General features: G+C 41.7%; 17 protein-coding genes and 1 pseudogene. 5 read left to right on the top strand and 13 right to left on the bottom strand.

Going from position 1 to position 23,320, the window contains the following annotated elements:
• Positions 1-100: 100 nt before the first annotated feature.
• The 11 genes from NSTCB13_RS04150 to NSTCB13_RS04100 all read right to left on the bottom strand — a co-directional run bounded on the left by NSTCB13_RS04150 (position 101) and on the right by NSTCB13_RS04100 (position 15,832).
• Positions 101-253 carry a hypothetical protein gene (locus tag NSTCB13_RS04150; RefSeq protein ID WP_448271422.1) on the bottom strand — a complete coding sequence of 51 codons (153 nt, stop codon included), beginning with the start codon at positions 251-253 and terminating at the stop codon, positions 101-103.
• A 63-nt stretch (positions 254-316) separates the two neighbouring features.
• Entirely contained in the window at positions 317-1,228 is a 912-nt protein-coding gene (locus NSTCB13_RS04145) for an SDR family oxidoreductase (RefSeq protein WP_448271421.1), read from the bottom strand.
• Positions 1,228-2,217 (bottom strand): hypothetical protein, encoded by a 990-nt coding sequence (locus tag NSTCB13_RS04140; protein WP_448271420.1) that lies wholly within the window; start codon positions 2,215-2,217, stop codon positions 1,228-1,230. The genes NSTCB13_RS04145 and NSTCB13_RS04140 overlap by 1 nt, the downstream gene beginning before the upstream one ends.
• Before the next feature lie 195 nt (positions 2,218-2,412).
• On the bottom strand, positions 2,413-4,518 hold the full coding sequence (locus NSTCB13_RS04135; RefSeq protein WP_448271419.1) for a calcium-binding protein: 2,106 nt from the start codon (positions 4,516-4,518) through the stop codon (positions 2,413-2,415).
• A 137-nt stretch (positions 4,519-4,655) separates the two neighbouring features.
• Positions 4,656-5,804, bottom strand: coding sequence for a 3-oxoacyl-ACP synthase III family protein (locus NSTCB13_RS04130; RefSeq protein WP_445628480.1), 1,149 nt, complete (start codon positions 5,802-5,804; stop codon positions 4,656-4,658).
• Positions 5,805-5,830: 26 nt separating this feature from the next.
• A complete protein-coding gene (locus tag NSTCB13_RS04125) occupies positions 5,831-7,633 on the bottom strand; it encodes a thiamine pyrophosphate-dependent enzyme (RefSeq protein ID WP_448268740.1) in 1,803 nt (600 codons plus the stop codon).
• Positions 7,634-7,686: 53 nt separating this feature from the next.
• Positions 7,687-9,207, bottom strand: coding sequence for a class I adenylate-forming enzyme family protein (locus NSTCB13_RS04120; RefSeq protein WP_448271418.1), 1,521 nt, complete (start codon positions 9,205-9,207; stop codon positions 7,687-7,689).
• Positions 9,208-9,517: 310 nt separating this feature from the next.
• The gene (locus tag NSTCB13_RS04115) at positions 9,518-10,942 is read right to left on the bottom strand and encodes a cytochrome P450 (RefSeq protein ID WP_448271417.1); all 1,425 of its coding nucleotides are present in this window, start codon (positions 10,940-10,942) and stop codon (positions 9,518-9,520) included.
• Positions 10,943-10,960: 18 nt separating this feature from the next.
• Positions 10,961-12,664 carry an HAL/PAL/TAL family ammonia-lyase gene (locus tag NSTCB13_RS04110; protein ID WP_448271416.1) on the bottom strand — a complete coding sequence of 568 codons (1,704 nt, stop codon included), beginning with the start codon at positions 12,662-12,664 and terminating at the stop codon, positions 10,961-10,963.
• A 76-nt stretch (positions 12,665-12,740) separates the two neighbouring features.
• Complete coding sequence (aroF, locus tag NSTCB13_RS04105; protein WP_448271415.1) at positions 12,741-13,841, bottom strand: 3-deoxy-7-phosphoheptulonate synthase; 1,101 nt, start codon at positions 13,839-13,841, stop codon at positions 12,741-12,743.
• Positions 13,842-14,998: 1,157 nt separating this feature from the next.
• Positions 14,999-15,832, bottom strand: coding sequence for a DUF3102 domain-containing protein (locus tag NSTCB13_RS04100; protein ID WP_448271414.1), 834 nt, complete (start codon positions 15,830-15,832; stop codon positions 14,999-15,001).
• A 480-nt stretch (positions 15,833-16,312) separates the two neighbouring features.
• On the opposite strand from NSTCB13_RS04100, the gene NSTCB13_RS04095 reads away from it, so the two are divergent.
• From NSTCB13_RS04095 to NSTCB13_RS04085, 3 genes and pseudogenes are all read left to right on the top strand, one after another.
• Positions 16,313-16,444, top strand: a complete 132-nt coding sequence (locus NSTCB13_RS04095; protein WP_448271413.1) for a hypothetical protein — start codon at positions 16,313-16,315, stop codon at positions 16,442-16,444.
• A gap of 103 nt (positions 16,445-16,547) precedes the next feature.
• On the top strand, positions 16,548-17,228 hold the full coding sequence (locus tag NSTCB13_RS04090) for a HEAT repeat domain-containing protein (RefSeq protein ID WP_445628473.1): 681 nt from the start codon (positions 16,548-16,550) through the stop codon (positions 17,226-17,228).
• A gap of 75 nt (positions 17,229-17,303) precedes the next feature.
• Positions 17,304-17,871: pseudogene (locus NSTCB13_RS04085) on the top strand (phycobiliprotein lyase).
• Positions 17,872-17,945: 74 nt separating this feature from the next.
• Here NSTCB13_RS04085 and NSTCB13_RS04080 read toward each other — a convergent pair.
• Positions 17,946-18,449 (bottom strand): 2TM domain-containing protein, encoded by a 504-nt coding sequence (locus NSTCB13_RS04080; RefSeq protein WP_104905232.1) that lies wholly within the window; start codon positions 18,447-18,449, stop codon positions 17,946-17,948.
• A gap of 312 nt (positions 18,450-18,761) precedes the next feature.
• Between NSTCB13_RS04080 and NSTCB13_RS04075 the strand changes: the two genes are divergently transcribed.
• Both NSTCB13_RS04075 and NSTCB13_RS04070 read left to right on the top strand, forming a co-directional pair.
• On the top strand, positions 18,762-19,478 hold the full coding sequence (locus tag NSTCB13_RS04075) for an ROK family protein (protein WP_448271412.1): 717 nt from the start codon (positions 18,762-18,764) through the stop codon (positions 19,476-19,478).
• Between the two features lie 598 nt (positions 19,479-20,076).
• Positions 20,077-20,628, top strand: coding sequence for a peptidoglycan-binding domain-containing protein (locus NSTCB13_RS04070; protein ID WP_448268731.1), 552 nt, complete (start codon positions 20,077-20,079; stop codon positions 20,626-20,628).
• Positions 20,629-20,733: 105 nt separating this feature from the next.
• Here NSTCB13_RS04070 and NSTCB13_RS04065 read toward each other — a convergent pair whose 3' ends face one another.
• Positions 20,734-23,154: a sucrose synthase gene (locus NSTCB13_RS04065; RefSeq protein ID WP_448273118.1), complete on the bottom strand. Its 2,421-nt coding sequence runs from the start codon at positions 23,152-23,154 to the stop codon at positions 20,734-20,736.
• Positions 23,155-23,320: the final 166 nt, after the last annotated feature.

Genomic DNA, 23,320 nt, shown 5'->3' with positions numbered 1-23,320 from the left:
TTTATGCAAAAAGTATGAGAAAATATTTGAAAGTTCAATACACTTGGGTTAAAGGTTATTGGTGTAGATAATCGGTCTTAAAAGACGCAATAAATCGCGTTTATACATGAGGATTTTGGGGCTGATCTGAGATGTATTGCTTTAAAATCTGGATTGCAGCAAGATTGCAGTAATTGCGATCGCTATTAAGTTTCACCTTATATTTTTTAGAGTTGCGATCGCCCATAAAAACCTCAATAGATGTAGATTCCACTCTTTTTGTTCCCATCCAAACTAGTTTGGATGAGATTGTTTGGATCGAACTGATGCTAAGAAATTACCTCGTTACCGCCAGCCCATTTTGGTTTGCCCAACGTCTAATCGAATCTCTCAAAGATGGAACGTCAGCAAATAAACGACGTTGCAAAGTAGTATCAGCTACATATTTACCTGAAGAAACATATTCCATAGCCTTATCAGTACCCCGAAACATAGGATTAATAACTGCCATAAACTTAAACAAGATTGTTTTGACCAAAGGTGGAATTGTTTGCAATTGCACTTTCTGTCCAGTTATTTCTGAGAGCAAATTAGCAATTTCTCTAAGATTAGTTGGCTGTTCAGTGCCCAAATCGATGCGATGTCCTACAGCTTCAGGTGTCTCAATTGCTAAGACAAGATACCGGGCCACATCATCTGAGTGAATCGTCGATGCTGGCGCGTCTGCATCAGCCATAGCTCGAAATTTGCCATTTTTGATATCTTTAAGACTAAAGCCCAATAGTGTATCAACGAATCCGCCTGGTCGCAACGATACAAAAGGAACTCCAGATTTCTCAATATAATCCTCAGTCACAGATTTCTGATAAAAGTGAGGTACAGATTTTGCTTTTTCTGCCGTCAAAATACTTGTAAAAATGAACAATTTAATTTGCATTTGCTTGGCTGCATCAACCAGATTGCGATTTCCCTTGTCGTCAGTGTTTTCTAAAGAGTCTCCTTTCTTTCTATGTGAGTAACCGTTAGCCGTTGTAATTACAACATCAATATCACGCATTGCAGGCAAAAGTGTTTCATACTCAGTGATGTCGCCCCGAACTATTTCCACACCTTGAGCCTGCAAGTGAGAAGCTTCAGTTCCAGGGCGAACCAAAGCACGGACTCTATGACCTTTTTGCAGCAGTTCTTTAACCACTTTGCCGCCAAGCAAACCAGTTGCACCAATTACGAGAACTTGACGCTGAAGCATTATCTAAACTCCTTAACTATAAACATTTTCTTTGACTTTTCAGACTTGATTAAAGTTCTATTTTTTTGTCTAGTTTTCCGTATGAAATTTGTAGCAATATAAGCAGTAAAGCCCAAAATCCCCAATGTAGAAGTTGGTTCTGGGACAGCGATAGAAGAAACTGGTAAACCAGGATAAGTAACGGTAAATTTTCTCAGAGAACTTTCCTCAGATTCCCCGCCTCTATTACGAACTTCTTGACTTAAACCTTTGATATAGTTTGTCCAACCCATTTCCGGAGGTCCCCCGAAATCACCACCAAAATCTCCAAATACATTAGTCAACTGTGTGACAGAGTTAGTATAAAATGTCAGCGTACCATCTGGGTTTTCTTTAAACCCAAATTTTCTTGAGCCGTTCACTGGATGTTTTCCTGTTACGCCACTGGTAATAGTTGATAAGGTAAAATGATCGTCGGTCAAATCTGTAAGCATCACAGAAACATCATCTTCGTAATTAGGAAGACCCAGTGCTGCAAAAAGGCGTAATTTTATATCATAAATATCGCCTACCTTTGGGGGTGTGGAGGTGTTCCTGGGAATTAGCTGATTGAGCGTATCATCACCGCTAGAGAGATAATCATCAAAAGATTGATAATTTATTGCGCCATTTGGGTCTTTAGCTATTTCTAAGAGAAAATCTTTAGGCGTTAGCCCTTGGGGCATTCTGTCAACCAAAACAGAAATTTCGTCATAAAAAACTTTTTTATTCCTAGTAAGTAACTGCAAGTTGCCGTTATCTGCTTGAAGGGCTGCCTTAACTGTGGGATTTTGAGACCAAGGTTCTGTAAACAATTCCAGATGGTTTTTCAGTGGGTCGTAGGGTTGTGATTGCAAACTGAATTCGCTAGCAAGAGCCGGACTACTAAAATAAATCACAGGAGTAGTTAAGCCCAAGGTCAATAAAAGTGGTATAAACCCTAAGAATTTGTGTCTGTAACGCAGTTTCATAATTGATTATTTCAAAAAAGTTAAGTTACAAAATACTAGGAAACTGGCACAGCAATGAATAAAATATTTTTTTGCTGCTGAAAATATATGCGATCGCTAAAGCCAGTTTCCCAGATTTTATTTGCAAGTCTCAATGTTGGAAATTTTCAATAATCTATCGTAAAAAACAACTGACTGGGAATTTCCTGAGACTTTTTAAACGCGAACGAAATAGCTATCACTCAGATTTAAACCTGTGACTCCTTGGACAGTAGCAATCAATTCCAAAGGCTGATTTGCTCTTTGTAAGAATATATCTGTGGATGCTACACCTGAAGGAGAGCTAGAACCTGTAGCTAAAACATAATTAGCATTAGCTACACTTTGCAATTGGATGAAATCTTCATTCTTTTTGAAGTCAGTAATAATCGCAGCATCATAAACATCAGAACTGCCACTATCATAAAATACATGACCGTTATTCCCCAGAATAAATGTATCTCTGCCTTGATTGCCGGTGAGCGTATCAACCTCACCACGACCAAACCCAAATAACGAATCGAATGGATCAACACCAACAATCACATCATCTCCAGCGTCACCAGAGAGGAAATCGTTCCCGGATGCACCAACTAGTAAGTCTGCTCCTGCTCCACCGACGATAATATCATTGCCAGTACCACTATAGAGGTTGTCTTTGCCATCCGCACCATTGAGGAAGTCATCACCATCTCCACCATTGATGATGTCATTCCCGACATCACCATCAAGTATGTCGTTACCTTCCTGACCTAATATCCGGTCATTACCTGCACCACCTAAAACTCTATCCTTACCTAAACCACTATAAATAGTATCGTTACCATCTCCGCCATTCAGGTCGTCATCACCAGCTTCACCATTGATTTGGTCATTGCCGATTTCTCCAAAAACGCGGTCATTGCCATCACCACCTAAAATAACATCGTCTCCGACTCCCCCAAAAAGGTCATCAGTTCCAGAACCACCATCCAGGAAGTCATCGCCCTCGTCGCCTAATAATTGGTCAAGACCATCGCCACCCGAAATAATGTCATTCCCAAAACCTGCCGCAACAATGTCATCACCAGTTCCAGCTGAGACAACATCATCTCCAGCAGTAGAAACAATCAAATCATTTCCTGCCCCAGCATAAATAGAATCGTTGCCGTCACGGCTGTCGATCAAATCGTTGCCGTCTAAACCATAAATGTTATCGTCACCCGTAGTGCCACCGATAACATCATTACTATTTGTGCCAGCAATTAATCCTGCATCGGCAGAAACATAAACGAAGTAACTATCGTTTAAATCCAGATTTTTCACGCTTTGCACGCTAGCAATCAGTTCTAGCGGCTGATTTGGCCGACTGATCAGTATGTCTGTGGTGTATTCATTTCCCGCAGTCGAATTAGGGCCAGGAGCTACTACATAAGTGCTACCATCTGTCAACTTTTTCAGCTGAATGAAATCCTCATCAGGGTTGAAGTCAACAATTAAACCAGCGTCAGAAACGTCAGAGCCACCTTTATTGTCATAGTAGGATTCAGCAACATCCCCAAGCACGAAAGTATCGTGCCCTGAACCGCCGACCATCTCATCTCTTTCAATACCGTCCAGCCCAGGTATGCGGATAAATGGATTACTGCCAATAATTACATCATCTCCAGAACCACCATTTACATAGTCATTACCGACCGAACCAACAACTATGTCATTACCTTCTCCACCAAAAACTCGATCGTCGTCAAAACCACCCAAGACGCGATCGTTCCCTAAACCACCATCTATATAGTCTTCTCCGGCGACACCAGAAATGTCGTCATCACCTTCTCCACCAAAAACTCGGTCGTTACCATCATCACCCAAAATTTTGTCATTCCCAAGACCGCCCAAGATGAAATCGTTGCCAGTACCACCCGAAATATCATCAATCCCGTCTTTACCATTGATAAAATCGTCGCCATCTTCACCAAGTATCAGGTCATTGCCGTTAGCACCCGCAAGTTCATCATTTCCGGCACCACCTAAAATGAATTGGTTGCCTCCTGTGGCCGCAACAGTATCATTTCCAGGCCCCGCAATCACTAGTTTATTTCCAGTCCCACTAACGATGAAGTCATCACCTTCACGTCCCGAAATGAGATCGTCGCCCGCCAAACCAAAAATTTGATCGTTGCCTGTACTACCAACCAGTATATTGTCTTCAAATGTACCAAAGAGTTGACCAGGTGCACTTAAGGTTTTAGGGAAGTAGGAATTATTAGAAGTTTGAGCTTGTTTTTGTTTCTGATCTTGAGACATTTTTGTTCTCCTGATTGCGATCGCAAATTATGTAGGCAAATATTTTCAGTTTTCCACCAATAGAAACTGTGGAATTGTTGGTTCATTCACAGGAGTTTCTTTGAGAAACTCCTGTGGGATGATTTTGAGATTAATTGCTATACAGTAGTCAGGATGTTGCTAACTGACTTATTTAGATTGACTGCGGAAGCAGGGAGGGTTCCCAGTTTGACTTCACCCCAGCGCATGACGGTGGCAGCAGCAGTAGATGCTGAACCAATAGTATAAACAAGCACTAAATCGTTTTCTCGAAGTTTCTTTGATTGAGCGCCGTAGTACAGATTGGCAATGGGGAGGACAGGCCCAATGTTTGCATAATACGGGTAGAGATTGATTGTACGGTCTGGATCGATACCTAATGAGCGGGCACACAGATTAGCGTACCAGGCAGTTGGTGTATTGAAAGCAAAGAACTTAATATCATCGAGACTAACACCAGCAGATGCGATCGCACCTTCACAGCAAGTACGGACAAGATCAACAGATGTGCCACCTAGTTGCTTACTGGCGCTTTCACCAGTCTGTATCCGCATCCTTGGCTTACCTTGAGAGTCTGTAACTAGTTCATTAAAGAAAGCACCACAAGTTGCTTGAGTGTGAACAATTTTCGTACCCAAGACTCCTTGGTTCGGTTTGAGGGTACTAACTAAAAATGCACCAGCACCATCGGCCATAAACCACGAAAGGGTATCATCTTCGTCAACAAAGTGCGAATAGATGCACGAAATCACCACTAGGACATTGCGGTACTCTCCGGCTTGTACTAACGCCGAGGCGTTCTGCATTGCCACTAAAGCACTCGAACAAGTTGACTCTAGATTCCAAGCGGGGCAGTTCAGTCCTAATTTACGGGCGAGATAAGAAGCATTACCAGGAGCGATTTGCTCGGGAAACAGAGTAGTTACAATCATCAGATCGATTTCATCTGTGGAAAGTTCTGCTGCTTCCAGGGCACTTCTAGCCGCGCCGTACTCTAAGGCTAACGATGTTTCACCTGGAGCCAGCACCCGCCGCTCAACAGTACCTCGGAAGGGATCGGACAGATAAGGTCTTATAGCTTCAGACCAGAGGAGGTCTTGCTCTTTTTGGTTAACGGCAGGTTCAGCAGGTTTAAACAGCTTCGCGAGGGTTCTGCTCTCTGCCTCAGTTACCAATTTTGGGTAATTCTGTTGCCAATAATCGTTGGTACGCACAATGCTAGGGAAGTTAAGGGCAACTGAACGAATACCTACTGGTTGATGGGTCATGATATTACTCCTTCAAATTAAGAAAATTAAGATTCTTTTGCAACTTGTGAAATCAAACTTTGAATCCGAGTGCCAATTGGGGCAGGTCTGGTCGGATCGATTACGACATCAATCACAAAGGGGACATTGGAAATTAGCCCTTTTTCTAAAGCGGCTTCGACATCGGCTTCTCGCTCCACCCGGATGCCATCAGCTCCCATCCCACGAGCAATCATGACGAAATCTGTAGTGGGTATCTCTGCGTCTACACCGTTAAATCCCAACAAGGTCATCCCCTGGTCGCACATGTTGTAATAGCCATCATTGAGTACAATCCAAACGGCAGGAATTTTGTATTTGACAGCAGTGCTAATCTCGCTGTTCATGAGCATAGCTCCGTCCCCAAGAATAGCAACAGCTTTACTATTGCGTGCCAGTGCAGCACCGACAACACCTGTGGCAGCATGACCCATTGAGCCAAAACCAGTACTGACTCGATATCGTCTAGGGGTGTTAAACCGTAGCCAGTGGGTTCCCCAAGCAAAAGAGTTACCCGCCTCGGTAATTACTATTGCATCACTATTTTCGACAATTACACGTTGAATCTTATCCATCAGTATTTCTGGTCTAATTAAACCATCATTCTGAGAATCAATCGCCTCAAATTTGGGTCGGGGCAGCGATGAGACTGGTAATCGATCGGAACGCTTGGGAAAATGCTTCAATAATGCCTTAACAAATTCTCCGACATCAGACTGGATAGGCACTGTCTCAACAGATGGATAAGCAACTCCAGGTACTTCCGGGTCAATATCGACATGTATAAAACCGCGTGAGGGAATCATTTCCAGATTCCAAAATGAGGTAAATTCACTCAATTTTGTTCCCAAAACCAGTACGCGCAGAGGGCTTTGTGACTGCATGTATGTCAGAACTGAGGAATGTCCACCGAAGCCTGTCACACCGACAAACTGAGGATGATCTTCAGGAAATATACCCTTAGCACGGGGCGAACACATGACAGCAGATCCGGTTCTTTCGGCAAGTTGGCGGATTTCTTCGCCGGCATCCCTGGCACCAAAGCCCACCCAAATAGCAAACGGGCCTTCAGATAACAATTGTACAGATTTCCAAATCGTATCTTCTCCCGCAGATGGCAGAATTGGTGAGCTAGTTATACGAGGTATTGATGCCTTGAGAAAACTTGTTTGAATCACCGGGGGGACACTTAGATGTGCAACAAAGCTACCAGTTTGTCCTAAACCGAGGGCAAGTCTGCGAGCAGTTACTGGAAGTTCATCGCTGCCTTCAATAGTCGTTGCATAATGGAACAGCTTTCCTGAAGTAAAAATACTTGTATTAGACATTGTGTAGGCACTAGTTTCTTGAAAAGCCCAGCGTCCACGTTGCTGTGTTGAGGTAGAAGGAGAGAGAAAAATTACCTTTGCACCTTCCCAGCGTGCAGCAAACATTCCAGTTAGGGCGTTGGTAATGCCTGGCCCGGTTGTGGTGAATACTACCACAGGACGACCATTGGCAAAGTACGACTCAATAGCTGCAAAGGCTGCTCCGGTTTCGTGACGAAATTGCAGCACCTGGATTGAGCTTTGCTCTAGCATAGCTACCAGTGGCGTAATTCCACCTCCAAATAGACCAAAAGCTTGGCGTACTCCCAAATCTTCCAGCATTTTGACTATAGCTGCTGCAACTGTTATTTCAGTTGATTCTGAGTAGCTGGGCTTTCTATGAGGGGATAGCAAAGATGAGCTTGTGGATTGCGATCCAATAGCAGGTTCAGCTATTGAATGTTCAACTGACTTATGATTAGTTCTAACATTAGTATGACGCATCGATGAAACCTCTATTTATCTTTTTTATTTTGGTAGTTTGTTTGGGTTGTGAATTAATAGGTAATAGTGGCGAATTGAGATGTTGATTGCTTACGTAAAACTCGCTTGAGTATTTTACCTGTAGGGTTTTTAGGAATTGAATCCACGAAGTTAATTACATGGGGAATTTTGTAGACTGCCATCCTTTGCCGACAGAATTCAATGATTTGCTTTTCTGTAACTTCAATACCCGATTTAGCTACGATATTCGCCTGGATTATCTCACCTTTGAAACTATCAGGAATGCCATAAATAGCTACTTCTGCAACTGCTGGATGCTGATAAATGACATTTTCAACTTCAGTTGGATATACCTTAAATCCAGAGACATTAATCATGTCTTTTAAGCGATCGACGATGTAGAAAAAACCGTCTTCATCCATTCGACCAATATCGCCAGTATATAACCAACCATTTTTAATGACTTCAGCAGTTTCAAATGGGCGATTCCAATAACCAAGCATGACGTTGGGGCCGCGGATGACAATCTCACCCAATTCACCAGGCTGTACCTGACGATCGTCAGCATCAACGATTTTCATTTCTACATTTTCAATCGGAGCGCCAATGGAACCGAGTTTGTATTTCAAGTCGTGGTTATAACATGCACATGGTGATGTTTCAGTTAAACCATAGCCTTCATGAATCACTATTCCATACTTTTCCTGCCAAATTTGAGCTATTTCAACTGGCATAGGTGCCGCAGCAGAAAAGTAATAACGTATGCTCTCAAAGGCTTGCTGAGGTATGTCGCTATTTAAGATTTTGATGAATACTGTCGGCACACCAAAGAACATGGTGATTTTATGAGTAGCGATCGCATTTAAAACTTGTGTCAGATCGAACCGCCGTTGCAGGACGAGGGTGGAACAAGTATTGAGTGCAGCATTGAGAATTGCGTTTTGACCAAAACAATGAAATAGCGGTAGAAAAAGTAGTAATTGGTCATTAGCTTGCATTCCACAACAACGATTTTGGGAATACATATTAGAAATGATATTGCCGTGAGAAAGAGTAGCTCCTTTGGGAAAACCTGTGGTTCCTGATGTGTAGACTATGCTAGCAGGAGCATGGCGATCCATTTTCACTGCGCGTGCATTAGGGGAAGAGGTTTCTATTAATTTAGCTAAACTTATCCCCTTTTTGACGCTACCTTCTGCAATCAAAATGTGTTGTAATTCTGGTAAATCTGCCTCTTGTACCTCCAAACTACCTGATTCTGTGGTGATGATGGCTTTAGCAGCACAATCGTGAAGGATATAGCTGACTTCAGAACTTTTCAACATCACATTTACAGAAACAGCGATCGCACCAATTTTGAGAATGCCAAGATAAGAAGTAATAAATTCTGGAATATTTGGCAAAAACAAGGCGACGCGATCGCCTCTTCTTATTCCCAATCCTTGTAAACTATTAGCTACTCGATTTACTAACCGATCTAGATGGCTGTAAGTAAAAGATTTATCTTCAAAAATCAGGGCGATTTTCTCAGGAAATAATAAATGACCGCGCTCGATATGATTGGCGATATTCATAACTTAAAAGTCTCTCTTTCATCTGAAGTATGGCAACAAATTAAGTTAACAAAACTTTCGGAATAGAATGGCACGAATCAAAGCTAAAATCATTGCTAATACCATTTCACAAAATAATTGATACAAATGATTTGTCTCTAATTCTTTTCCCCTGCTCCCAGCAAGAACTGCTCCCCTGCTCCCCTGCTGCCTATTTGTATCAAATTTAAAGTGAAACGATATAAGGCTGGGTGTAAGTGAAATAATTACCGCGTCAACTATTGTGATGTTTTTCCCTACACCCAAAAGCCAGTTACATTCAGGTTTGCGTTTATCTTAGTGTCATTCCTTTCTGAATACCTGGTACATAAACATCACCAAAACTGATTTTTGGTTCCAATGTCATGAGGATGCCGTGACGGGGACGTAATGTAAACATTGGCTCCTCTTCAACCGGATGTCCAGGTACTAGGTGCAGCCGATATTTTTGAGCTACCATTGCAACTATCAATTGCATTTCAGTCATTGCAAATATTTCACCTATGCATTGGCGTGGGCCGCCGCCGAAGGGGTAGTAAGCATAGCGGGGACGCGCAGTCGCTTGTTCTTTCGTGAAGCGCTCAGGGTCGAAGTCTTCGGGATTCTCCCAAAAAGCTGGTAGGCGATGGGTGACATAAGGGCTAATCATGATTACAGAGTTAGCTGGTATGTGATAGCCTCCAACCTCGTCGGCCTGTAAGTTAGTGCGAGTATAAACCCATGCACCAGGATAAAGCCGCATCGATTCTTCGAGTATCATCCTGGTATATTTCAGGTTTGGTAAATCTTCAAGAGTCGGGATACGCCCATTTAAAACACTCTTGAGTTCATCTTGGAGCCGACTTTCGACGTGAGGATGAAGAGAAAGCAAGTACCAAGTCCATGCAAGTACAGCTGCTGAGGTTTCAAATCCACCGGTAAAGATGGTCATAATCTCATCGCGCAGTTGCTCATCACTCATTCCCTGACCAGACTCTTCATCGTAGGTATCCATCAGCATAGAGAGCAAGTCATCAGGACTATTACTATTTTCCCGACGGGAGCGAATAATCCGATAGACGATTCTATCCAGTGTTCCCATCGCTTGCACAAAGGCGCGGTTTTTCGGTGTGGGTACCCATAGAGGTAGTTTGAACACTGCCCATAGTTGACTACTAAGATACTCGTAAGCAGTATTCCATGCTTGATTCATCTCGGAAATTTCGTCTTCAGAATCAATACTCAACAAACTCTTGAGGAGGATATTCTGGGCTAGTTGCATCATCTGTGCAAACACATCTAGGGGTTTGTCTGAGCCGATGCTGCTCCAGTTATCTAGCATTTGGCTAATGGTTTTAGTCATGAAAGTAATTAATGCTCCAACCCGATGGCGATGAAAGGTTGGTTGCATCAAGCGGCGTTCGCGCCGCCAGGAGTCACCCTCGGCGACTGCTAGACCATTACCGATTACTTGCTTAATAGACTTAAAGTTTTCGCCTTTAATGTAGTTGCGGCTATTTTCTTGCAGGATGTACTTTAGATGATCTGGGTGAGAGACTAAATAAAGCTGTTGCGGCCCCATTGCCCCCAGGTGGACTACTTCGCCATACTCCTGTACGGCATTCGTGAGAAACTGTAGTGGATTCCGCAACATTTGCGGGAGATTGCCTATAATCGGGTAGCCGATAGGGCCGGGAGGAGCTTTGCTGATACTTGGTGAAATGCTCTGTTTGTGCATCTTAACTGTCCTCAAGATTTAATTGAGACTCGACAAAATATCTTGAACTGCTTGCACAATCTGCCCACCAGATGCGATATCTGCACTAATCCGAGCAATATGTTCGTCAAGAGGTTGTTCGTGGTCGTTCCAGATATAAGGACGGTCAGGTGAAGCTGGTTGTCCGATGACATCGCGCACTGCCATATATAAATCTCTGGTAGCGGGAGATAAACCAGCACGAGCATCATAATGGTCTGCAACTAAGTAGGTGCGTAAATCAACCGCTTGTACCCCAAATATCAAAGCGATCGCCATATACTGTTGGAAAGTATCTACTGAACGACGCGCTAAGTTTGCCGAAGCAAAACCTTGGCTGTTGATATTTTGGTTAAATTGTTCAGCATGGGTAGGAAATCTGTCTGCGATCGAATTTCCATAGAAGGTTAACAATGGCATGATGGAATTCCCAGATATTTGCAGACCTTTAAGCCCCATGTTGACACTGCGTTCTCGGTTCCCCACTAAAGATGCTGGCAGTCCATTGTTAAATTCTGGCGCTACCAGATAGGCTATTTGCACATCCAAATGTTTAGCCAACAACCCGATGTAGTAGCGCAGCCGATCCATTCCTATACCAATGTACTGCCCTAAGAAATTACCGCCATGATAGCTAACTTGGTTCTCAACATCGATCAGTGGGTTGTCGGTGACAGAATTAATTTCTACTTCGATTTGTTTTTTAATCTGCTCGATCCCATCTACAATCGGCCCCATATATTGTGGTAAACAGCGTAGTGAATAACGGTCTTGAATTGGATCTCCACCCCGATAGTTGTGAGAACCATCTAGTTCTTCGCGGACTAAGCGTGAACCTGCTAGTAAGTTCAGCATTTGGTTCGCAGCCCATTTTTGCCCTGAATGTGGTTTGAGTTGATGAATAAATGGGTGGAATGATTGATTGGTACCATTCAAACCTTGAATTGCTAGGGCATGTGCCCCCATTGAGAGAGCTAATAAAACTCTGGTGTCGTAGACACAATTGGCAGCAATACCTGTCATGACTGAGGTGCCATTCATCATTGCCAATCCTTCTTTAGGAAGTAATTGTAATGGCTCTAAACCCAGATGACTCAATGCTGTCGGCGCGTCGATTTCTTCGCCGTTAAAGTCAACAGTGTAGCAGCGGTCTAAACCAACCAATGCCCCAGTAATGTAGGATAAAGGCACTAAATCACCGCTTGCACCAATAGATCCAAATTCATATACATGGGGTGTGACACCAGCATTTAAGAAAGTTTCCATACGCTGGATCAGTTCTAGACGAATACCAGATGCACCATGCAAGTGGGAGTTAGCACGCAAAAGCATGGCGGCGCGGACATCAGCTAGCGATAATTTTTGTCCGGCTCCGGTTTTGTGATACCAAATCAGGTTGTTCTGAAGCAGTGCCGCAGATTCAGGGGAAATGACAACATTGGCCATGCCACCAAAACCACTTGTCACGCCATAAATTGGTTGACCAGATTCCACAGCATTACTAATGTAATCACACGATGCTTGAACTCCTTGTACAACATCTCGATTATCGGTTAAGCGTACTTGAACACCCTGACGGGACACACTAGCTACATCATCTATTGTGAGGTCTTGGTTGCCGACAACTACAGTTTTAGTGGAATTTACTAGGGAGGTTACAGAAGGTTGAAAGGTCTTGTTTTTGTTGAGTGATGTTGTATTCATTGAACTTCCAATTATTATTTAGATTGCACAAATGATGGACTGATTGGATGTCCTTGTTGGTAGGGTAATGGCACGCTTATAAAGCCCGAATGGCGGTGGTAGAAACTCGTGCAGCAAACTTGGGGGTAACGCTATGTTGTTTAGACCAACGACCAAAGAACTTAGCTAAAGAAGCCATTTCTAGCATTAAGTCTTCAAATGCTTGTGGTGTTAAAGACTGAGGCCCATCTGAAAGAGCCTTAGCTGGGTTAGGGTGAACTTCAATCATCAAGGAATCTGCGCCAGCTGCCAAGGCAGCCAAGGTCATCGGTTGAACAAACTCTGATTTCCCGGTGGCATGGCTAGGGTCAATCATAATTGGTAAGTGAGTCAAAGTCCGCAAGACAGGGATTGCAGATATATCAAGGGTATTCCGTGTATACTGTCGGTCAAAGGTGCGAATTCCCCGCTCACACAAAATTACATTGGGATTACCTGCTGCCAAAATATATTCAGCTGACATCAACCAATCTTCAATTGTGGCTGACAGTCCCCGCTTCAATAACACTGCTTTACCAGTAGCGCCGACTTTCTTCAGTAGGGAGAAATTCTGCATATTGCGGGCACCAATTTGGATTACGTCTGCTACTTCAACAATCTTGTCTAAATCAGCTGCATCCATAACTTCTGTGATAATACCCAAACCAGTAGCTTCGCGAGCTTTTGCTAACAAACCTAATGCGCTTTCGCCATGTCCTTGGAATGCATAAGGTGAAGTCCGAGGTTTGTACGCTCCACCTCGTAGAAACTGTGCCCCTGCTGCTTTTACTATCTGTGCTGTTTCAACAATCATTTCCTCGTTTTCAACAGAACATGGGCCAGCAACTACAACTAAAGGATGGGTTTGTCCAAAGGTAACAGCTCCATTAGGTGTAGGTACAACCACTTCACTATGTTCTCCATAGCGGAATTCTAAAGAAGCACGTTTAAACGGTTTTTTTACTCGGATAACCTGCTCGATAAAAAGGCTAATATTTTGAATCTGCCTAGTGTCAATTTCCGCCGTTTCACCAATTAAGCCAATTACTGTTTTATGTTGACCTTGGCATACCTCTGGAGTGATTTCATAATGACTAATTTCTTTAACAACACGCTCGATCTCTGTTGATGGCGTACCTAATTTCATAACTATAATCATTGCTTTGAATCTCCTAATTGCAACTATTGGTTGAGGTGTGATGCCTAAACTTAAGAATGTTGTTTGTTGTTTGTTTAATCCTTCAAATAACAATCAGTCTATTCTTTGAGTTTTATGCAAGATCCTAGAAAATTTCTATTTGGTTAGAATTGCTCGAAGTCATTATCCAAAGTATCTCCGATCTTTATTGCTAAATTCCAAATTTTTCACTGTAAAAGCCTCTCGATTCTACGGCAAATTATGGAAATTTATCTTGTCTTAATTGTTGCAGCATTATCTATCAAACTAATTGTCAATGCGTCTGCATCTAAAAACACGAAGTTCTTTATTCGTGTGTTGCTTGATGTTATATCTACCATTATTTTCCCAAAAAAGCAAGTATTTTTATTTTTGCTTTCGATTTTTATCATTTTCAAGATATTGTTTGATTTGCTATCCACAAATCTATTTTTTAAATATTTGTTACTTGGTTTAGCTGATTTGTTATGCAAATCTAAGAGGATGTCTGAGAAGTATTAAATATTTCTCTTGATCCCCCCTAGCCCCCCTTAAAAATGGGGAAAAGCTTCTTAAAGTCCCCCTTTTTAAGGGGGATTTAGGGGGATCTATAGGTCTCAAATACTACACCAAAAAGTTTTCAGACATCCTTTAAAACTGGAAAAATTATCCAGTTTAGGAATTTATCAAAAATAGATTTTTAAATAAAAGCTAGATGTACAGAGCCTTAGCAAAGGCTAGCACTGGAAGAGATTGTCAGATCGTGAATGGCGCTGTAGAAGACCTTTTACATCAAAAAAATCAGGGCTATATAAATTATAAACTCCTTACTTTCTGGCAAATGTCTATAATTGCAAGCTTCAAAGGAGCATATTAAAAATATGAAATAAATAAATTTAGAGATGTAGCAATGCTACCTATGTCTCTACAAGGTTTATGGATAATGCATATTTAATTTTTGAAGATATCTATTGATTCTACTAGATGAAAGTTAGCTCAATAATTAGTACTTAGACAAGTATAGGAATCCGGTTTGATTTCTGAAAAAAATCCGTACACTTATAATCCTCTTCTTCACTATTGCCTATTGCCTATTGCCTGTTCCCTGCCTCTACGAGTAATTTCAAAAATCAAATACTAGTCCTATATCAGAGATTGCTCTAACTACTGCTAGCTTTACTAGTTTGTAATAAAGTTAGTTCTGAACGAAGTTTTGCAATATCTTGCTTAAGTTTCTGATTTTTTATTTGCAGTGCTTCTAGTTGTGCTTTATAAGCATCACGCTCCGCTACCAATTTTTGCAGTTCATTTTGTTGAAGTGGAGAAGAAAGTGGCAGATGATTAGTGGTTGTTTGTTCAATGCTATAAACCTCAGTCTTGGGTAAGACTAATGCCTCTACTTGATTTGTATCCATCTGCTGACTAACTGAAAAAACTTTTTGTTGCTGTTCCTTTACTGTTTTAGAAGTTTTATATTTTTTGATGAGATTTTTAGCAACCTCTGGATCGACTACTGCGCCTGTTTTCAAAATATTTATTGCTTCATCTCTAGCCGCTTCAGACGTACTAGGAGCAGCCAGTTTATAAAGAGCAGTAGGAGTAATGCCATTAATTAAATTTCCGATAATCGGAATTTTAGACTCAAATGCTCTAGCAACGTGAATAAACTCATAGGCTGAAGTTTTTCCCATTCCGAACTCTTGTCGTAACCAAGGTAGAAACTCGCCATGTTCGGTAATTTTTTGAGCTTCTAACAAGTTGACACCAATGCAATAAATGTCCATAGCACTTCGTTTCAGCCTCCGTCGTGTGTCTTCTGCTAGAATAGCTAGACGTTGTTGTTTTTCCTCTTTATTTTCAAAGTCTAAATTGCTCTTAGGTACTGAAGACCGATCGATAATTTTTTCTGACTGGGTAGGTATTACTTGGATTTCTATAGGAAAAGCTGTTGACTGATGCTGACTCATTTTCATACAATCTATTTCTGCTAGCATTTGTATTTTTCTTAGAGATATTTTTGCAAAGCAGTTTTTTAGGCTTGTGATTTTATGTTTAAGGGAACTTGTATTAAGTTATTCAGGTCAAGCAAATAACTTTACGCAACTTCTTGTTATATCTTTACAAAAGTACATAATCGATTGCTACCCCAAATACTATTTTAAAAACGCTAATAGACATCTCCGGAAAAGATTTAGAAACTCCACCCTCTCTCCAAACCTCTCCCCCCGTGGGGGAGAGGCTTTGAAATCCAGTTTTAGTTTTTCTCTGCTTGTATGAAACCACCCTGTTTGTAGGGAAGGGGGAATTAAAGCCTCTCTCTGCTTGCCTAACGGCAGGCTGCACAACTCTTGGAGACGCTCCGCGTAGCTTGCTTCCACGTTCGCGGAGCGTGCCGTAGGCAAGTGGTACGACTCATTTCGGCTACGCGGTAGTTGAATCTCGACTTCGCTCGATTACCGCGCAGTCGAAACTCAATGACCAACGCTCTGTTACCACGCCAACGGGGAGAGGAATGGAAGCGGGGTATGGATGCGGGTGATTTTCCCAATTGGCAGACGCTTTACACCGATTTCCTTCACTGGTGTAAGCGCGATCGCCATTCATAATTGAGCCATTTTGTAAAGTCGCCAAACTCCTACTTAAGTATGGCGACAGCCTGATGAACAGATCGGGTAAATTAAGATAAGTAAAGAAAACGCTTTGAACTAAATGGCAGCTCTAAGCTTACAAGAAATTTCTACTCAGCTAGAAAGCCCGAATTTACGCGATCGCATGGTAGCCCTTGCTAATCTGCGTCATGTTGCGCCTGAGGATGCAGTCCCTTTAATTAAAAAGGTACTAGACGATGAATCTTTGCAACTGCGATCGATGGCAATATTTGCTCTGGGAATCAAGCCAACACCAGAATGTTATTCAATTTTGGTAAAAATTCTCGAAAATGACCCCGATTATGGTATGCGCGCTGATGCCGCCGGTGCTTTAGGATATTTGGGTGATGCCAGAGCCTTTGAGGTGCTTTCACGGGCATTTTATGAAGATACTGATTGGCTAGTACGTTTTAGTGCAGCTGTTTCTCTAGGTAATATTAAAGACCCCCGTGCCCGTCAAGTTCTTCTTCAGGCATTGGATAGCAAAGAAGTCGTGTTGCAACAAGCTGCAATCTCTGCACTGGGAGAAATTAAAGACATCGAGTCTGTAGATAAGATCCTGCGCTTCGCCCAATCAGATGATTGGTTAGTCAGGCAGCGTTTAGCAGAAGCCTTGGGAAATCTTCCCACTCCCAAGAGTGTCTCAGCTTTAAAATACCTGGAAAAAGACAATCATTTCAACGTTGCCGAGGCAGCCAGAATTGGCCTCAAGAAGCTTGAGGAAATAGGCAATCAAGCTTAATATTAAAGGCTCCTGCTACCTTTTAATCATAATTAAGTGGGAATTTTAGCATTTTGATGCAGGGTAATTTCATTCATGAATATTGAAGAGTTTTTTCAGTTAAGTACTGGTAAATGGTTTTCTCATCGTACTAGTCAACATTTGGCTTTTAACCAATCGGAACATAGCAAGTCAGATATCATCATTGAGTCGCTAGCAGTAGATCGTCCAGAAGTAATCGAGTTGTGTCAAAATTACAACATTAATCCTAGTGCTGCTTCCTCTGCTACCAAAATTACTTGGAACGGCACAATGGACAAGGATCGAGCAAAACACAGTGGTTCAACTGTATTAGTTTCGGTACCTGATGCGGATAATCCGTCCCCAAGGCAGGTTACTGAGAGAAATAGTTGATGCCAATAAAACTCCAGTTCCCGGACGCTATAAATTTGACAGCGATGGTGCTTTGATCTTAACTACAGAGGATGAAAACATATTCTCAGAGGAACGCCTGTGGTTTGCTAGCCCCAATTTGCGAATGCGGGTAAATATCCTCAAAAGTTTTGGTGGATTTAGCATCACTTCCTTCACTTCAGAGATTCGTATGGGCGGCTTTCCACCCCCTGAGAAGGTTTCCGAGGCGGCTAATTCAGTATCTAGTTAAGTTCGATGCAAAATATTCCCCCCAGAAACGGGGGGAATTAAGTAGAGATGGGTTAGGGTTAGAGAAAGTTTTGATTAAGCCTGTAATACCTTAAACCACTTATTCAAAACTGTGCTGATGGTTTTCTTAATCTGATGGTTGCGGCTCCATTTTTGGAATGCCATTTCATACTCTTCGCCTTTGATTTGAAAAGTATTCCAGACATCAAGTGCTACAGGCAATCCGCAGAATAGTAAAATGTACAGCGACCAAGAAATTCCGCCACCAGTAATTAAATCAAGCAGTATAAAAAAGCCATTGAAAATTGCATATTTGCTTAAACGCTTCTGAAATCTTCTGATGCGGTAAGCGTCAAAAGCTTTTCGCTGTTGAACTTGACCCTGTTGTAATACCCAATCGCGCTCTGCTAATTTTAAAGACTCAGGTGAAATTTCTAACTCAGCAGCAATTTCTAATATGTGCTCATAAGAAAATTCTGTGTCTTTATCATCTGCCTGACGAGCGATCGCTAAGTGCAGAATTTGTTGGACATCTTCTTGACTATACGAGCGGATGCTTTGAGGTTCAAACGCCGTCATAATTTTTTCTCTTATATTACTTTTAATAGAAATTTGCTGCCCGATAGATTTTAAGCAGCTACGCTAGTACTATTTCCATTATTCTTAGATTAACAAATCTAGATGCTGTCCGGCATCGAATGTATGGGATTTTTAACTTTGGGCATAGGGTAAAGAGGCAGAGGGGCAGGGGGCAGGGGGCAGGGGGGGAAAATTTACTGCATCTGCCCACTCCCTACCAATATAAAGACTCTCCAAACATCCAAGATATTATCAAATGCAGCAGAGCATAATTAATAACGAAATAACAAGCATTAACAAGGATGTAACTCAATGGTTGAAGAAAATGGATCGATTCGTACCTTATCAGTTGATATTGGCGGTAGTGGTGTTAAGGCTATAGTTTTGGATATTACGGGGCATCCTGTAACAGAAAGAGCGCGTTTAGATACACCTCAACCTGCGACACCGGAGGTTGTAATTAATGCAATTGTGGTGTTAGCAGCGGCTCAAGGTGAATTTCATCGCGTTTCGGTCGGTTTTCCTGGTGTGGTGCGGTGTGGAGTCACGGAAACAGCGGTAAACTTACATCCAGATTGGATCGGATTTGATTTGGAAACAGCTTTATTAAAACACTTAAACAAGCCTGTACGGGTGATTAATGATGCAGATATGCAGGGATTTGGTGCGATCGCTGGTAAAGGTGTCGAATTGGTGATTACTCTGGGTACGGGGTTTGGTTCGGCTTTATTTGTGGATGGTAAGCTAGTACCAAATATGGAAATGGGGCATCATCCGTTTCGCAAAGGAAAGACTTTTGAGGAGCAGTTGGGGCGTGCAGAGTTAGAAAAAATTGGTGAGAAAAGATGGAATAGGCGTTTAGAAAAAGCGATCGCATCCTTGCAACATCTGTTTAATTATGACCACCTTTACATTGGCGGTGGTGAAGCGGTAAGAGTGAATTTACAGCTCCCGTTAAATGTCAAACTCATCCCCAATATCACTGGTTTATTAGGCGGTATTGCTTTGTGGCGAGATGATAAAAGATGAAGAAGTACCGTGCAACAAGGTTGTGCGGTTTCATTCTTTTGAGGTGAAAGTGCGCGCTTTTCGAGAATAGCTTGAAAGAGCGACATAAGTTGTAATCCAGTTCAGAATGAGCAACAAAACCCTTATTGTAGAGACGCGATTTATCGCGTCTTCAAAGAGCAATAATCCTTAACAAAAGCGTATTTACATAAATTGTGATTGATAAAAAGTATTTGAACTTAAGAGCTTTTAATCAATAGTTCAAAAACTGACTCTATGAATTGAGTAGTATTATTACTGGCAGTATAAACATGATAAAAGCACATCAGGTATACCAAGTATGAACTAAATATAACTAGGTAAATTTATTTGATGGGATTCCCTAGCGATCGTATAGTATGTTATTGTCTAAACCATTGATTTAGATAATATGTCTAATAACTTGATGGCTTGATTAATGATATTAATCTGATTAAATGGAATCGGGGGTGAGCAAATATGAACATGAAAATATTACCTGGAAAAATTAGTACATGACTTTTTTAATCGGTCAGTATCTACTATCCCGGACAGCAAATGTTGGTTAAAAGAAATAGTGGTTGAAGTAAAATAAACGAAAATGAATGAAATTGGCCTGATGATGACGGGCGTGTTAACAATAAGACAAGCATCTGGAACCAATTTGCCACAGCAGCAATTATTACAGATGGAAAATGACGTAAACCAATCAAAACAGAGTCAGTTAGAGATAGCTGCTAAAGTTACGCCACCTGAATTTATGCAGACAGATGAGATTTCCCAGGCTTCTCTCTCAACGCTAAAACTAAAAAAAGAACACATACTTCAGAAAATTAGCAAAAAGAATCTGGGACTAATTTCTTCTAACTTCGGTAAGCCTAAGAAATCTTTTCAGTCTGAAGGTAAAATCCGTACAAAGGCTACAGGACGGTTTCAGAAGTTTAGTAGCCAACTACCAACTCTTTATTTTGGTAGTTCTGGTATTGCTGTCAGAGCCTTACAACAGTTATTAGTGTCTAACGGTTATGCTGTGAGAGTAGATGGGATTTTTGGCGCCCTAACAGAGACTGCTGTCAAAGCCTTTCAAAACCAGCAAAATTTAGGTGTGGATGGAGTAGTTGGTCAACGAACTTGGAGTGCGTTAACAATTTAGTCATTTGTCCTTAGTCATTTGTCCTTGGCTAATGACAAATGACGCCACGTGCTTAACTTGGGGAGACCCCAAGACCGCAGTGGCTCACAAATGACAAATGACAAACTAACGGTACTGATGCTGTTCTAATAGCTGTTGCGCTCTTGGCTTGTAAATTAAATAGAACAAAGCCTCAATATAGCGCAATAAATCTTCTCGATTTTCCTTTGAGGTAAAGTTCCAGAAGCCATAAATCCGTGCTAATGATAACAGCTTGCTAGTGTGAATTTTCCAAGTATAGGTGCTATAAACTCGGTCAATTCCTCGTTGGGAAATTTCACTCCAATAGTTAGGGTTTTGTTCGCATTTTGTGACAAAATCCACAATTTTGGTGGCTGTCTCTTCTAAATTCGTTGGGTTAATCAAAAAGCCATTCACCTTATCTTGAATAATCTCCAGTGGTCCACCAAACTGTGTGGCAAGAGTTGGCAATCCTGAAACCATCGCCTCTAAAATTGTTAAACCAAAAGCTTCAAATAAAGCTGGTTGGACAAAAATTCCCTGACGATCGGCAATGACTCGGTAAATTTCACCAGAATCAGTTTTGGAGAGACGCACACCCAACCAACGAATTTTCCCGTGGAGATTGTACTGGTCAATTATTTGGTAGAGTTTGATAATTTCGCTGCGTTCTTCGTTGTCATCTGATTCTTCGACGCGTAATTTACCCGCTACTAAAATTAAATTGCAATGCTCTTGTAATTCTTTACTTTGACCATAACATTCAGCCAAACCTGTGAGGTTTTTGATGTGGTCAAGACGCGCCATTGAGAAGAGAGGGCGCTTGTTAGGATCGTCGAGTTTGCCAAAGATTTGCGTGGGGTCTTCCAGAGTAAAGAGCATTTCTGTAAGGCGTTGGCGATCGCTCTCTACCCGGTCTTTATTTCGGGTGTAAGGGAAGTAATTATTTTCATTTACTCCCGGTGGTACGACATTAAATTTGGGACTAAATAATTCAATGCCATTGGTAACATGATACAACTCCGGCATAGTGAAGCACTTATAAGACTCGTACTGTCCCACACTATCCGGTGTTCCGACAATTTCTTGGTAGGTGCTACTAATCACAAAATTGGCAGCATTCATGGCAATCAAGTCAGCTGTGAATTGCAAGGAAAAATGATATTTATCCTCTAATTCTTGCCAGTAAAGGTTACTGAACAAGTATTTAGATTTTTCCAAAGCATGGGCAACATTGCATTGAGTAACTTTTAGCCGTCGCGCCAACAAGAATGCTACTAAATTTCCATCAGTATAGTTTCCAACTATTAAGTCAGGTGTGCCGTGAAATTCTGCCCGTAGTTCTCTTTCGGAATCAATGGCGAAAGTTTCTAGATAAGGCCAAAACTCAAACCGAGAAATCCAGTTTTGAGTCATATTAGGATTAAATTCCCGTAAAGGCACTCGCAAAATCCAGGCATTTTCGCTACCGTGAACTTTTTCTAGCCGTTGATTACATAGAGTACCATCACTATTGGGAATCAAGCGGGTGAGAATAATTACCTTTGGCTCGACATTCAATTTCTCTAAACCCGCAAGCAGGACATCTTCTTGTAACTGCTTCTCTAGGCTCTTTGCCTGGTCAAGGACGTAAACTACTTGACCGCCGGTATCAGGACGCCCTAAAACTCCCTCTTGCCCAAACCAACCGTGAGCTGACACTAGGACGATTCTAAAAATCATCGGGACACGAGAAATGAATGCTTCTAGGGTCTGAGGATCGGCAGAATCAATCAATTCATCGAGAATACTTAAGGTTTCCCGCACTCGCGCTGCGGTGTTACCCCAACCCGGCTCAAAACCCATTGACTGCAATTGGAAGCGGAATTGTTCGTAGGGTTCATCTTCGGGGCGATTATTAACAAAACCAATCGCCTTCTTAACTTGCTCGGAAAGTTGCTGCTGTGATTGAATGCGATCGTTGAGTAGCAGTTGCACACCGTTGTAGTGGTGCAGGCGCAAGAAATTCAATAAGCTGTCGAGCAATTGTTTGGAGTCTTGAAATATTTTGCTGGATAGATAGCGGTTGAGAAATTCTACCCCTTTACCAATATTTTTAGGGTCGCGGATGACTGGGGTGTAGTCATAAAACGGGCCGAAGTCCAATTCTAGCAAGCCGCCGTCGTTAGGATGAAATTTGTCCACCAAGCGATCGCGCAGATCCAACAAATCCTGCACCGTCATCGGCTCAATGCTTAAGTCTGATGTCAACCAATAAACTTCTTGGCTGGCAATCTTAGAACGGATAATGAAACAGAAGTTTGAGTCCTCTTGAATTATTTCCTGAGTATAGTAAATGAGTTTGCCTAACTCCGAGGAAGTGTAAAAAGTCTCAGGTTTCTGGGATTTGGAGCAATACTCACTATATACATTGAGTATGTCATTCCGCAGCAAGTACTTCTTTTCTTTTTGGCGTAATTCACTAAGAAAAGAACGTAAATCACTTCTTTCTTCACTATCTAAGACTGCTTGAAGCAATTCAGACATAGCAACTCCACTAAATGACGATGTTTGCATTGTTAACTTTCTAGGCAAGACAAATTAGCCTCTACCTTTTGTTAGACACATATAAACACGAAACAACACAGATAAATTATATTTACCTGTGTACATACAAGTATCAACTTTTTAGCAGACACTTAAAGCGTGTTCT

It is taken from the genome of Nostoc sp. DSM 114160 (genome assembly GCF_053470305.1).
Note: the sequence above shows the minus strand (reverse complement) of the source record. Positions and strands in the feature narration are given on the sequence as shown.

Coding starts and splice junctions, on each gene's coding strand:
- NSTCB13_RS04080 (WP_104905232.1), bottom strand. CDS start 18,449: ATGACGGCGTTTGAACCTCAAAGCATCCGCTCGTATAGTCAAGAAGAT.
- NSTCB13_RS04075 (WP_448271412.1), top strand. CDS start 18,762: ATGGTTGAAGAAAATGGATCGATTCGTACCTTATCAGTTGATATTGGC.
- NSTCB13_RS04065 (WP_448273118.1), bottom strand. CDS start 23,154: ATGTCTGAATTGCTTCAAGCAGTCTTAGATAGTGAAGAAAGAAGTGAT.
- NSTCB13_RS04125 (WP_448268740.1), bottom strand. CDS start 7,633: ATGCGTCATACTAATGTTAGAACTAATCATAAGTCAGTTGAACATTCA.
- NSTCB13_RS04135 (WP_448271419.1), bottom strand. CDS start 4,518: ATGTCTCAAGATCAGAAACAAAAACAAGCTCAAACTTCTAATAATTCC.
- NSTCB13_RS04130 (WP_445628480.1), bottom strand. CDS start 5,804: ATGACCCATCAACCAGTAGGTATTCGTTCAGTTGCCCTTAACTTCCCT.
- NSTCB13_RS04145 (WP_448271421.1), bottom strand. CDS start 1,228: ATGCTTCAGCGTCAAGTTCTCGTAATTGGTGCAACTGGTTTGCTTGGC.
- NSTCB13_RS04115 (WP_448271417.1), bottom strand. CDS start 10,942: ATGCACAAACAGAGCATTTCACCAAGTATCAGCAAAGCTCCTCCCGGC.
- NSTCB13_RS04095 (WP_448271413.1), top strand. CDS start 16,313: ATGACCAACGCTCTGTTACCACGCCAACGGGGAGAGGAATGGAAGCGG.
- NSTCB13_RS04110 (WP_448271416.1), bottom strand. CDS start 12,664: ATGAATACAACATCACTCAACAAAAACAAGACCTTTCAACCTTCTGTA.
- NSTCB13_RS04120 (WP_448271418.1), bottom strand. CDS start 9,207: ATGAATATCGCCAATCATATCGAGCGCGGTCATTTATTATTTCCTGAG.
- aroF (WP_448271415.1), bottom strand. CDS start 13,841: ATGATTATAGTTATGAAATTAGGTACGCCATCAACAGAGATCGAGCGT.
- NSTCB13_RS04090 (WP_445628473.1), top strand. CDS start 16,548: ATGGCAGCTCTAAGCTTACAAGAAATTTCTACTCAGCTAGAAAGCCCG.
- NSTCB13_RS04070 (WP_448268731.1), top strand. CDS start 20,077: ATGAATGAAATTGGCCTGATGATGACGGGCGTGTTAACAATAAGACAA.
- NSTCB13_RS04100 (WP_448271414.1), bottom strand. CDS start 15,832: ATGCTAGCAGAAATAGATTGTATGAAAATGAGTCAGCATCAGTCAACA.
- NSTCB13_RS04140 (WP_448271420.1), bottom strand. CDS start 2,217: ATGAAACTGCGTTACAGACACAAATTCTTAGGGTTTATACCACTTTTA.